Genomic DNA, 12,043 nt, shown 5'->3' on the forward strand with positions numbered 1-12,043 from the left:
TTCGATGACTGCTGCATCGAGTATCACAGCGTTGCCGCCGAAACACCATGGGCAGAGAGCTATTCGGGGCTATCGACGGGGCCCGCGCCCGGCTCGGCGAGCGCGTCCAGGAACGAGCGCGCCCAGCGGTCGACGTCGTGGGCGAGCACTTGGCGGCGCAGCGACCGCATCCGGCGCCGGCCCTCCTCGTCCGTCTGCTCGAGCGCGGCCTGGATGGCGTCCTTGACGCCCTCGAGGTCGTGCGGGTTGACCAGGTAGGCCATCCGGAGTTCGGCTGCCGCGCCGGTGAATTCGCTCAGCACCAGCGCGCCGCCCAGGTCGCTGCGGCAGGCGACGTACTCCTTGGCCACCAGGTTCATCCCGTCGCGCATCGGGGTGACCAGCATGACGTCGGCGGCGACGAAGAACGCGATCAGCTCCTGGCGCGGAACCGGCCGATGCAGATAGTGCACGACGGGGTGACCGACCTCGGCGTACTCGCCGTTGATGTGGCCGACCTCGCGTTCGATCTCGCTGCGCAGGATCTGGTAGCTCTCCACGCGTTCGCGGCTGGGCGTGGCCAGCTGGATCAGCACGGTGTCGTCGCGTTTGACGCGGCCCTCGGCCAGCAGCTCGGAGAAGGCCTTCAACCGGACATCGATGCCCTTGGTGTAGTCGAGGCGGTCGACGCCGAGCAGGATCTTGCGCGGGTTGCCCAGCTCGGCGCGGATCTCGCGGGCGCGGCGCCGCACGTCGCGGTGCCGGGCCACGTCATCGAGCGCACCGGAGTCGATCGAGATGGGAAACGCGCCGACCCGCACGATGCGGGACCCCAGCTCGACCTCACCGAATCGCGAGCGCACCCCGACGGATCCCCGCGACGTGTTGACGCCGATCAGTCGCCGGGCCAGGAAGAGGAAATTCTGCGCTCCGCCGGCCAGGTGGAAGCCCACCAGGTCCGCGCCGAGCAGGCCTTCGACGATCTCCGTGCGCCACGGCAGCTGCATGAAGAGCTCGACCGGGGGGAACGGGATGTGCAGGAAGAAACCGATGGTCAGGTCGGGCCGCAGCTCGCGCAGCATCTTGGGCACCAGTTGCAGCTGGTAGTCCTGCACCCAGACCGTCGCGCCCTCGGCGGCGGCCCGCGACGTGGCTTCGGCGAAGCGGCTGTTCACCTCGACGTAGCGGTCCCACCATTCGCGGTGGTAGATCGGTTTGACGATGACGTCGTGGTACAGCGGCCACAGCGTGGCGTTGGAAAATCCCTCGTAGTACTGGGCGACGTCATCGGCGGACAGGCGCACCGGCCGAAGCTCGAGGTCCTCCTGGACGATGGGCTCGTCGTCGAGGTCGCCCATCTCCTCGGCCGGCACCCCCGGCCAGCCGACCCACGCCCCGCGGCGTCGGCGCAAGAGCGGTTCCAGGGCGGTGACCAGCCCGCCGGGGCTGCGATTCCAGGCGGTGGTGCCGTCCGGAAGCCGCTCCAGGTCGACCGGCAACCGGTTGGCGACGACGACGAAGTCGGAATTTCCGAAGCCGGATCGCTTGCGCGGTACCGCGGAAGCCATCTAGGCGTCGAGCTTCGACGGTCCAATACCGAGCATGGACAGGAACACGCGGCATTCGTCGGCGTCGGTCGCATACGCCGCGACGACCCGCCTCGCCTGGCTTGCCGTGCTGTCGGCGACCGGTTCCACGTCGCCGATTTCCGCAGGATCAGATTTGGTAGGCATCACACCACTGTAGGCGACGTTTTTGCGCCGCCGCACCCGTCTCACCAGCAAGAGGCGCCTGGGCGTCATGCAGGATGGTAGGCGGTGGATGAGAACTTGGCGTTCGACTTCGTCGACGTCGTCGTCGAGCGCGGCGGGGTGCGGGCCCTCGACGGCCTGTCGGCCGCGATCCCGGGGCGGGGGGTCACGGCGATTTTCGGCCCGTCGGGGTCGGGCAAGTCGACACTGCTGCGGTTGTGCAATCGCCTGGAGGTGCCGACGAGCGGCCGGGTGTGCTTCCACGGCCGGGACGTCGCCGAGATCGATCCGCTGCGGTTGCGGCGGGTGGTGGGCATGTGCTTCCAGCGCCCGACGCCGTTCCCGGGCACCGTGGCCGACAACCTGCGCGCGGCCGACCCGAACGCCTCCGAGGCGGACATGCGCGCCATGTTGGGACGGGTCGCCCTGACCGGGCCGTGGCTGGACCGGGACGCGACCGCGCTCTCGGGCGGGGAGGCGCAGCGCATGTGCCTGGCCCGCACATTGATGGCGCGGCCGCAGGTGTTGCTGCTGGACGAACCCACCTCCGCCGTCGACGCCGAGGCCGCCGCGGTGATCGAGCGGGCGGTGCGGGACTTGGCCGCCGACGGGATTGCCGCCCTGTGGGTGACGCACGACGCGGCGCAGGTGGAGCGGGCCGCCGACCGGGTCCTGCACATCGAGCGTGGCCGCAGCCTGGGCCTGCGACCGGTCGGGTCGGTGCCGGGATGAACGGCCAGGTCAGCTGGATCGGCCTGGCGACGTCGCTGGTCCTGGTGGCGTTCGCGGCCGCCATCTCGGTGTGGCAGCGGTTGGGCCTTCAGCGCCAGCTGGTGGGGGCGGCCGCCCGGGCGCTGGCCCAGCTGCTGCTCGTCGGGGGCGCGCTGACGCTGCTCCTGGAGCCCGGCCGGTCGCTGTGGTGGTCGTGGGCCTGGGTCGCCGCCATGGTGGCCTACGCGGGGGACCTCGCCCGCCGGCGGGCGCCGGAGGTGCCGCGGCTGGCGCCCCTGGCCATCGCGGCGTTCGCCGCGTCGGCGGTGGTGACCCTGGGCGTGATCTTCGGGCTGCGGGTGTTCCCGCTGCAGGCCCGCACCCTGGTTCCGGTCGCCGGGATGATGATCGGCAACTCGATGACCGCCATGGTGCTGGTCGCCCGCCGGCTCGTCGACGAGCTGCGCGACAAGCGCGACGAGGTCGAGGCCCGTCTCGCGCTGGGTCAACCGTCCCGGCTGGCGGCCGCGCCGCACCTGCGGACGGCCCTGCGGTCGGCGATATCCCCGCAGATCGAAACCACCAAGGCGACCGGGCTGGTGTTCCTGCCGGGCGCCATGACCGGGCTCATCCTCGCCGGGGTGCATCCCGTGCAGGCCGTGTTGGTCCAGGCCGTAGTCATGTTCCTCATCCTCGGGTCGGTCGCCGCCACGACCGTCGTCGTCGCGCTCGGCCTGGTCCGCCAGGTGTTCACCCGCGACCACCGGCTGCTCCCGCTCGATCGTCGGCCGGCCGCCAACCCGGCGCGAAACCGCTTACAGACTCGCCGTAATCTGTAAACCAAGTCGGATTCCAAGAGAAGGTGGACGGAATGACACTGTCCGAGCAAGCCCGTTCCGAAGCAGGTTCTGCGGTGCCCGCCGGCGGCGCCGACGAGCTGGTGAGCTACGAAACCCTCGACGACGGCCGCATCGCCCGGATCTGGCTCAACCGGCCGGAGGCGCACAACGCGCAGAACCGCGGTCTTCTGGTGCAGCTCGACGAGGCGTTCCTGCGCGCCGAGGCCGACGACACGGTCCGCGTGGTGATTCTGGCGGCGCGCGGTCGCAACTTCTCCGCGGGCCACGACCTGGGCTCGGAGTTGGCGATCGCCGAGCGCAGCCAGCTTCCGAGCTTCCGCATGAACGGCGGGACCCGCGAGCCGATCATGGAGAAGGTCTACCTGCAGGAGTGGCATTACTTCTTCCAGAACACCTGTCGCTGGCGGGATCTGCGCAAGATCACGATCGCCCAGGTGCAAGGCAACGCGATCTCGGCCGGTCTGATGCTGATCTGGGCGTGCGATCTGATCGTCGCCGCCGACAACGCGAAGTTCAGCGATGTGGTCGCCGTGCGCCTGGGCATGCCCGGAGTCGAATACTATGCCCACCCTTGGGAATTCGGTCCTCGCAAGGCCAAAGAGCTGTTGCTGACCGGGGATTCGCTGGACGCCGACGAGGCCTATCGGCTCGGCATGGTGTCCAAGGTGTTCCCAGTCGACGAATTGGCTGACAAGACACTGGAATTCGCGCGGCGCATCGCCGAGCGCCCCACGATGGCGGCGCTGCTCGTCAAGGACTCCGTCAACGCGGCCTCCGACGCGATGGGCTTCACCGAGGCGTTGCGCCACGCGTTTCACATTCACGAGTTGGGCCACGCGCACTGGGCGGCCCACAACGAGAACCGCTACGCGGTCGGCCAGCCGCCCGACGTCGAGGACTGGCGCAACGCCAAGCCCACGCGGGTGGCCCGCCGCGACACTCCGTAGCGACTCACTGGCCACACCCGTCCCACCCGCCTCCGGTCGAGGCGGTGTCCGAATTGCCCGCCTTCGAGCGACAATCCCCGCAGCACACCCCGCCGGGCCCCCGGTTGTCGCTCGAAGGCGGGCAAACCGTCACCCACCTTGGCCAGAGACCGGAGTGGCCGGTGTGACAGCATGCTAGAACCTGTTTCAGTTCTGGCGTGAGGAGCTCGAGTGCAGCTTGCTTTTGACAACCGGACCTACCTGGTCACCGGCGGTGGCAGCGGAATCGGCAAGGGCGTCGCCGCCGGGCTGGTGGCGGCGGGGGCCTCGGTCATGATCGTCGGCCGCAACGCCGACCGGCTGTCGGTCGCCGTCGAAGAGATCGAAGCACACAAGCCCGACGGCGCGATCCGCTACGAGCCGGCGGACGTCACCAACGAGGACGAGGCCGCGCGGGCGGTGGACGCGGCGACGGCCTGGCACGGGCGGCTGCACGGGGTGGTGCATTGCGCTGGGGGTTCGGAGACGATCGGTCCCATCACCCAGATCGACTCGGAGGCGTGGCGGCGCACGATCGACCTCAACGTCAACGGCACGATGTACGTCCTCAAGCATTCGGCGCGCGAGCTGGTGCGCGGTGGCGGCGGGTCGTTCGTCGGCATCTCCTCGATCGCGGCGAGCAACACCCACCGCTGGTTCGGCGCATACGGGGTCAGCAAGTCGGCCGTCGACCACATGATGCAGCTGGCCGCCGACGAACTCGGCCCGTCCTGGGTGCGGGTCAACAGCATCCGTCCCGGTCTCATTCGCACGGAACTCGTTGCGGCCGTGCTGGATTCGCCCGAGTTGAGCGAAGACTACCAAAAGTGCACGCCGCTGCCGCGTGCCGGCGAGGTCGAGGACGTCGCCAACCTCGCGATGTTCCTGCTGAGCGATGCGGCCGAATGGATCACCGGACAGTGCATCAACGTCGACGGTGGCCATCTCCTGCGCCGCGGGCCCGACTTCTCGGCGATGCTGGAGCAGCTGTTCGGCGCGGAGGGACTACGCGGGGTCGTCTGAGCCCAGACCGGCGTCCCGGTCGGCGAGCGTAGACACCGCCGACCAGTCCAAGTCCCCGGCCCCCGTCGCCACCAGCGTCAGGAAGCGGTCGTGCAGCAGGCTGGCCAGGGGCAGCGGCACCTCGAGCTGCTCGGCGGCGGCGAGAACCAGCCGGACGTCCTTGAAGCCCAGGCGCGCGGCGAACCCGGCCGGCTCGAACTGCCGCGCTGCGATCAGCCCGCCGTACGTTCGGTACGCCGGCGCCGCGAACAGGGTCGAGGTGAGCAGGTCGACGTACTGCTGTCGGTCGACACCCGCCTTGGCCACCAGCGCGACGGCCTCGCCGACGCTCTCGATCACCGACGCGATCAGGAAGTTGCCGCTGAGCTTCACCAGGTTGGCGGTGTGGGGCAGCGCGGACACCACGAAAGTCCGCTGACCGAGGGCCTCGAACAGCGGCGACAGCGGCCGCAGCGTCTCCGGATCGCCCGCGACGATAACGAAAAGCTGTGCCGCGGCAGCGGCTTCGGGCCTGCCGAACACCGGGGCCGAGACGTACCGCTGGCCGGCGTCCGCATGCGCGGCCGCCAGCCGCTGCGAGAGGGCGACGCTGATCGTGCTCGACGAGACGTGGGTGGCGCCGGGCCGCAGCGACGCCACCACCCCGCCCTCCCCGAGGGTCACGTCCTCGACGGCCGAATCGTCGGACAGCATGGTGAATACCACGTCGCCCGAGCACGTTTCGGCGACGGTGCGCGCGGCCGTCGCGCCTTGCCGGGTGAGCGCCTCGGCCTTTTCGGGGGATCGGTTGTAGACGGTCAGGTGATGACCCGCCTTCATCAGGTTGACCGCCATGCCGCGGCCCATGTTCCCCAGGCCCACAAATCCGATGTCCATGTATCCACCCTGCCTCGTCCTGCGATGATGGGCACGCCAACGCGGACAAACACGGGAGAACCAGATGAGGCGACTCGAGGGCAACCGGATCCTGGTGACCGGTGCCGCGTCGGGAATCGGGCAGGCCACCGCGCTGCGGTTGCTGGACGAGGGCGCCGTGGTGGTGGCCTCCGACGTCGCCGAAGAGGGCCTGAGCAGCACCCGTGACCGTGCCGAGGCGGCCGGCACGGCCGACCGCCTCACCACCATGCCGATGGACGTCGCCAACGAGGATTCGGTGATCGACGGCGTCCGCCGGGCCGGGCAGACGCTCGACGGGCTCGACTCGCTGGTGAACGCCGCCGGCATCCTGCGCGCCGCGAAAACCCACGAGACCAGCCTGGAACTGTGGAATCGCATCATCGGGGTCAATCTCACGGGCACCTTCCTGGTGGTCCGCGAGGCCCTGCCGGCGCTGCTGGCGAAGTCGGGCAGCGCGATCGTGAACTTCAGCTCGACCTCGGCCTCGTTCGCGCACCCCTACATGGCGGCGTACGCGGCCAGCAAGGGCGGGATCCAGGCCTTCACCCACTCGCTGGCGCTGGAGTACGCGCGTGACGGCCTGCGGGCGGTGTGTGTGGCACCGGGCAGCATCAAGTCGGGCATCACCGACGCGACGGCCGGCTACCTCCCGAAGGACGCCGACTGGTCGCTCTTCAGCAGGCTGATGCCGGTCCTGCCCACCACCGAGGTATCCAGCGGAACCGGCATGGCCGACCCGTCCGTGGTGGCGGGTGTGGTGGCCATGCTGTTGTCGAAGGACGGCGCGTTCATCACCGGCACGGAGATCCGCATCGACGGCGGAACCCACGCCTGATCAACGCGGCCGGCTCATCGGCGACGACCCGCTAATTGACGCACGGCACCCCGCCGCCGTCGATCGGCTTGCCCTCGTCGGGCGTCGGATACGTCGTGGTCGTCCCGTTGTAGTAGTACGTGTTCGCCTTGCTCGATGTCGTGGTGGTGGTGGTGGTTTCGTCGGCGGCGGGCAGCGAGAAGTTGGTGTCGACGATGACCCGGATGTGCCCGGGCTCGAGGCTGGGACTGAGCTGTGGGGGAGTGTCGATTCCCAAGGCGCTGGCGATGTTCTGCGCGTCGGTGTCGGCGCCGATGCCGTACTGGACCGTGGTGGTCGTCGGCTCGCCGGAATTGCGGTCGCGAACGGCGCCCGAGGTGTAACCCTGCTTCTTCAGCGCGCCGGCCACCTGGGTGGCCATTCCGCTGATGCTCCCGGCGTTGATCACGTCGACGACGGTGGACGGCTTGGGTTTGGCCGCAGTGGTGGCGGGCGCGGTGGACGATGCGGGCGCGCCGATCGCCTCCGCCACCTCCGCCTTGATCGCGGCGGGGTCGACGATGTTGACGTCCTGGCCGTCGATGTTGTCGTAGCGCACCACGGGCAGCGTGCGGAACTCGATGTCGCCGCCGGCCAGCGCGCCCAACCGCTGGATCAAATCTTCGTCCCAGCCCGCCGACAGCACGACGTCCTTGCGGGCCACGGCCATCAGGCTCTTGAGCTTGTCGATGTTGGTGAAGGTGCCCGAATCCTGCAGTTCCTGCATGACCGATGACAGGAAGGCCTGCTGGCGGTGGGTGCGATCGAGGTCCCCGTTCTCCAGGCCGTGCCGCTGGCGGACGAACGCCAGCGCCTGCGCGGCATCGAGGCGCTGCCGCCCGGCCGGGAAGTCGGCCCCGGAGTAGGAGTCGTACACGGGGTGGTTCAGGCACACCTCGACTCCACCCAGCGTCTGGGCCATGTCGTAGAAGCCCGCGAGGTTGACCTCGGCGAAGTAGTCGATCGGAACCCCGGTCAGGGCGCGCACGGCGCGCAGGGTGGCCGCCCGCCCGGCTTCGCGGCCCTTGGTCTCCAATTCCTTCTGGTCGCTCACGCCCTGGTTTGCCAGCTTCTGCGCGACGTACTGCTTCGTCAGCCCGTACGCCTCTTTGATCTTGATGTGGTTGTATCCCGGGACCCCGTTGAAGGCGACCCAGTCATCGCGCGGGATCGAGAACGCGACGACCTTGTTGTCGGCTCCGACGTGCACGAGTATCAGGGTGTTGGTGTTGTAGCCGCCGTCGTCGGAATCGCCGGCGTGCAGGTGCTTGAGGATGGACCAGGGCAGGTCGTTGCCGTCCTGGTCTTTGCGCGAGTCCAGCCCGATGAGCAGGATGTTCATGGTGTTGCCGGTGGAGCGCGGGTCTTCCGGGCGCAGGGCGTCGGACACCGTGATGCCGCCCAGCGCGCCGTGCGCCACGTAATAGCCGGCAGCGGTCATCAGCACCGCCCCCACCGAAACCAGCGCCATGAAGCCGCGCGTCAGCACCTTGCGAAGGCGTGACGGCTGACGAACCGCGCGATGACGGCGATGGGCACCGCCGGAGCGTGCCATCACAAACCTCAGCCCGTTCCCGGTGCATCGGCAGGGACCGCACCGGCTGCGGTTTGCGGCGATGTCGCGGGACGCATGTTTTCAAGTATGCGGGAGGTTGCCGCAAAGCCCCGAATCGAGAACGTCACGACAAGGTCACCTCCCGGGCGGCCAACACCGGCGCGCCGGGTCGAGCCGAGCCCTCACAAACCGCCGCCCACCAGCGCATTCTCGCCGGTCGGTGCCGCGCGACCGACCGCGGCGCAGTAGGGTCTTGCAGCTATGACCGCTGCGAACCCGAACGACGTCCCGCCGTCGCACGCCCGGGTCGAGGTACTCGGCAACATCGGGCCCAACTGGTTCGCCTCGGTGATGGGCACCGGGATCGTCGCCAGCGCCGCCGCCACCCTTCCCGTCCACCTGGCGGGGCAGCGCGCGTTCGCCCAACTGGTCTGGGTGCTGGCCACCGCGCTGCTCGCGGTGCTGATCGTGCTGGTCGGTGGTCACTGGGTGCGCCATCCGACGGTCGCGCGCAGGCACGCCCGCAATCCGCAAATGGCGCACTTCTACGGCGCCGCGCCGATGGCCCTGTTGACGGTGGGTACGGGAGCGGTGCTGGTCGGCCGGGACCTGATCGGTGAACGCGCGGCCGTCGACCTGTGCTGGGTGTTGTGGGCCGGGGGAACGCTCGGCGGATTGTTCACCGCGGTCAGCATCCCCTTCCTGATGTTCACCCAGCACGACGTCGAGCCCGACGCGGCGTTCGGGGGCTGGTTGATGCCCGTGGTGCCGCCCATGGTGGCCGCCGCGACCGGCGCGCTGCTGGTGCCGCACACCGCCGCCGGGGCGGGGCGCGAAACCCTCCTCTACGCGTGCTACGCGATGTTCGGGCTGTCGCTGCTGGCCTCGTTGAACATCATCGCGATGATCTGGAGCCGACTGGTCCTCTACGGCACCTCCGGATCCGCCCGGGTTCCCACGCTGTGGATCGTGCTGGGGCCGCTCGGCCAGTCGATCACCGCCGTCGGGATCTTGGGGTCCAACGCCGGGCTGGTCGTCAACCACGAGACGGCCGAGGTCATGAATGCCTTCGCGGTCGTCTACGGCGTCCCGGTGTGGGGATTCGCGGTGTTGTGGATCGCCCTGGCCACCTCGCTGACGGTGCGCACGCTGCGGCGCGGCATGCCGTTCGCGCTGACGTGGTGGAGCCTCACGTTCCCCGTCGGCACCTTCGTCACCGGCACCACGCAGCTGGCCGCGCACACCCATCTGCCGGCGTTCAACGTCGCCGCCGCCGCCGCGTACGTGGGGCTGCTGCTCACCTGGGTCCTGGTGGCGATCCGCACCGCGGGCGGCAGCCTGCGCGGCAATCTATGGAAGCTGCCGCCGAGCGCCGAGCCGATCAAGGCCAGCAAGCAGCGGGTTTCCTGAACTGTTCCCCCGGCCAGAGTCCCTGTGCCGCAACAGCTTTCAGGCGACGGGTTTGGAGACTGCCGCGACGGGTAGGCCCCAGGGTGGACGGGACGGAGGTGCACCGCGGCTCCGAGCGCCACGGCGGCGGCCCCGATCTCAAAAGCGTCTGGAAGGGAACAAGCATGCGCGCTGAAGAAGGCGACGAATCCGTCAAAGACTACGCCGCGGAGGGCGCCCAGACCCTCGGCAAGATCAAGGATGCCCAACGATCGGGTGGCCGGCTCCGCGGCGTCGCCGAGCGGTTCGCCCGGCTCTGGCGCGGCGAGCACGGCAAACCCGGTAGCTGACCTCACCTTTGCGCGCCGGGTCTTACTATCACCTGATGCGCAAGGCTGCGGAACCGTTCTCCATCGAGGGGCCCGGAGGCGTCCGTATCGTCGCCGATCGCCTCGGCGATCCGTCGGCGCGGGCGGTGGTGTTCCTGCACGGTGGCGGGCAAACCCGCCGCTCGTGGGGCAAAGCCGCCGCCGCGGTGGCCGAGCGGGGTTGGCAGGCCGTCACGATCGACCTGCGCGGCCACGGGGAGTCGGACTGGTCGAGCGAAGGCGATTACCGTGTCACCAGCTTCGCCGCTGACGTTGCCGAGGTGCTGCGCGAGCTGCCCCCGCGACCGGTACTGGTGGGCGCCTCGCTGGGTGGGTTCACCTCGATGCTGCTCGCGGGCGAAATCTCACCGGGCATCGCCAGCGCCGTGGTCCTGGTCGACATCGTGCCGAACATGGACCAGTCGGGCGCGAACCGGATCCACGCCTTCATGTCCGACCGGGTCGAATCCGGCTTCGGGTCGCTGGACGAGGTCGCCGACGCGATCGCCGAATACAACCCGCACCGCCCCCGGCCCACGGACCTGGAGGGGCTCACCGCAAACCTGCGCCGGCGCGGCGACCGCTGGTACTGGCACTGGGATCCGCAGTTCATCAGCGGCACCGCGGCCGCGCCCCCGTTCGAGGTGACCGACCCCGACCGCATGCACGCGGCGGTGGAGACGATCCTGGGTGGGGGCGTGCCGATGCTCCTGGTTCGTGGGCAAATGAGCGACCTGGTCAGCCAGGAGCGCGCCGACGAATTCCTCGCCCGCTTTCCGCAGGTGGAGTTCACCGATGTCCGCGGTGCCGGGCACATGGTGGCCGGGGACCGCAATGACATCTTCGCCGGCGCCGTGCTGGACTTTTTGGCACGCCACGTCGGCTAGCGACCGCCACCAGGACGCTGGTGGTCGGCCAAAAGCGTTCGCGCGGCGCGACTCCGGGCTCGCCTTGCCAATCGGTCGGTATTCGACTGTAATCACTTCCCGGCAGGAGGGAGGAGGCGGCGTGGCCATACCGTGGTTGCGGGGGCTGGGAGTGGTCGGTGCCGCGGTGCTGGCGGCGACGACGTTCGCCAAGCCCGCCCTGGCGGCGGCGCCACCCACGCCCGGCATCGAGGTCGACGACGAAAACGGCAGGTGCACAGCGGGTTTCGCGGCCCAGGGCAGGGACGGCGGCTATTACCTGATGACCAGCGGCCACTGCGACGCGCATGACGGCTCGGATTGGACGTACGCGGACGGCGTGCCGCTCGGACGGATCACCGCCAGCGAGCAGGACGGCGACAAGAGAGACGCGGCGATCATCCGTCTCGGGCCAGGTGTCGGTGAGCCCACCGGCGACGTGGACGGCCGGTACCCGGTCCGGGACGTCCTGGGCGCGGCGCAGATCACGGTGGGCATGCCGTTCTGCAAGGTCGGAGCCGTCACCGGTGAGACGTGCGGTGCCGTCAAGAGCGTCGACGGCGACCTGGTCGAAGCCAGCGTGTACAGCCTCAACGGTGACAGCGGCAGTCCCGGTTTCGTGAAGAACTCCGACGGCACCGTGAGTGCCGTCGGCCTCCTGATGTCCTCGCCCGACAACGACGACTACACGACGGACTTCGTGTTGGTTCAGCCGCTGCTCGGCAGGTGGGGCCTGCACATCCTGCCCTGACGAGGGACGCCTCGCCACGCGAGATTGCACGTTTGC

General features: G+C 69.4%; 13 protein-coding genes. 9 read left to right on the forward strand and 4 right to left on the reverse strand.

Annotated elements, in window-relative coordinates:
* Positions 1 to 59: 59 nt before the first annotated feature.
* Together BN971_RS12510 and BN971_RS12515 are read right to left on the reverse strand one after the other, a co-directional pair.
* Positions 60 to 1,547 carry an alpha,alpha-trehalose-phosphate synthase (UDP-forming) gene (locus tag BN971_RS12510; protein ID WP_085182699.1) on the reverse strand — a complete coding sequence of 496 codons (1,488 nt, stop codon included), beginning with the start codon at positions 1,545 to 1,547 and terminating at the stop codon, positions 60 to 62.
* Entirely contained in the window at positions 1,548 to 1,712 is a 165-nt protein-coding gene (locus BN971_RS12515; protein ID WP_090350210.1) for a hypothetical protein, read from the reverse strand.
* Between the two features lie 84 nt (positions 1,713 to 1,796).
* Here BN971_RS12515 and BN971_RS12520 point away from each other — a divergent pair, with 84 nt between their 5' ends.
* From BN971_RS12520 to BN971_RS12535, 4 genes are all read left to right on the forward strand, one after another.
* Entirely contained in the window at positions 1,797 to 2,462 is a 666-nt protein-coding gene (locus tag BN971_RS12520) for an ABC transporter ATP-binding protein (RefSeq protein WP_085182697.1), read from the forward strand.
* A complete protein-coding gene (locus BN971_RS12525; RefSeq protein WP_085182696.1) occupies positions 2,459 to 3,280 on the forward strand; it encodes an ABC transporter permease in 822 nt (273 codons plus the stop codon). The genes BN971_RS12520 and BN971_RS12525 overlap by 4 nt, the downstream gene beginning before the upstream one ends.
* A gap of 32 nt (positions 3,281 to 3,312) precedes the next feature.
* Positions 3,313 to 4,248, forward strand: coding sequence for an enoyl-CoA hydratase (locus BN971_RS12530; RefSeq protein WP_085182695.1), 936 nt, complete (start codon positions 3,313 to 3,315; stop codon positions 4,246 to 4,248).
* 210 nt (positions 4,249 to 4,458) lie between these two features.
* Positions 4,459 to 5,289 (forward strand): SDR family oxidoreductase, encoded by an 831-nt coding sequence (locus BN971_RS12535; RefSeq protein WP_085182694.1) that lies wholly within the window; start codon positions 4,459 to 4,461, stop codon positions 5,287 to 5,289.
* Here the strand turns inward: BN971_RS12535 and BN971_RS12540 are convergent.
* Positions 5,272 to 6,165 (reverse strand): NAD(P)-dependent oxidoreductase, encoded by an 894-nt coding sequence (locus tag BN971_RS12540; protein ID WP_085182693.1) that lies wholly within the window; start codon positions 6,163 to 6,165, stop codon positions 5,272 to 5,274. The genes BN971_RS12535 and BN971_RS12540 overlap by 18 nt on opposite strands.
* 64 nt (positions 6,166 to 6,229) lie before the next feature.
* Here BN971_RS12540 and BN971_RS12545 point away from each other — a divergent pair, with 64 nt between their 5' ends.
* On the forward strand, positions 6,230 to 7,021 hold the full coding sequence (locus BN971_RS12545) for an SDR family NAD(P)-dependent oxidoreductase (RefSeq protein WP_085182692.1): 792 nt from the start codon (positions 6,230 to 6,232) through the stop codon (positions 7,019 to 7,021).
* 31 nt (positions 7,022 to 7,052) lie between these two features.
* Here BN971_RS12545 and BN971_RS12550 read toward each other — a convergent pair whose 3' ends face one another.
* Complete coding sequence (locus tag BN971_RS12550; RefSeq protein ID WP_085182691.1) at positions 7,053 to 8,594, reverse strand: LCP family protein; 1,542 nt, start codon at positions 8,592 to 8,594, stop codon at positions 7,053 to 7,055.
* A 261-nt stretch (positions 8,595 to 8,855) separates the two neighbouring features.
* Between BN971_RS12550 and BN971_RS12555 the strand changes: the two genes are divergently transcribed.
* The 4 genes from BN971_RS12555 (at position 8,856) to BN971_RS12570 (ending at position 12,007) form a co-directional block, all read left to right on the forward strand.
* Complete coding sequence (locus BN971_RS12555) at positions 8,856 to 10,004, forward strand: TDT family transporter (RefSeq protein WP_085182690.1); 1,149 nt, start codon at positions 8,856 to 8,858, stop codon at positions 10,002 to 10,004.
* A 164-nt stretch (positions 10,005 to 10,168) separates the two neighbouring features.
* Positions 10,169 to 10,333 (forward strand): hypothetical protein, encoded by a 165-nt coding sequence (locus tag BN971_RS25055; protein WP_169718650.1) that lies wholly within the window; start codon positions 10,169 to 10,171, stop codon positions 10,331 to 10,333.
* 35 nt (positions 10,334 to 10,368) lie between these two features.
* Positions 10,369 to 11,238 carry an alpha/beta fold hydrolase gene (locus BN971_RS12565; RefSeq protein WP_211279840.1) on the forward strand — a complete coding sequence of 290 codons (870 nt, stop codon included), beginning with the start codon at positions 10,369 to 10,371 and terminating at the stop codon, positions 11,236 to 11,238.
* Between the two features lie 121 nt (positions 11,239 to 11,359).
* On the forward strand, positions 11,360 to 12,007 hold the full coding sequence (locus tag BN971_RS12570; protein WP_085182688.1) for a S1 family peptidase: 648 nt from the start codon (positions 11,360 to 11,362) through the stop codon (positions 12,005 to 12,007).
* Positions 12,008 to 12,043: the final 36 nt, after the last annotated feature.

This window comes from Mycobacterium bohemicum DSM 44277, assembly GCF_001053185.1.
Lineage (GTDB): Bacteria > Actinomycetota > Actinomycetes > Mycobacteriales > Mycobacteriaceae > Mycobacterium > Mycobacterium bohemicum.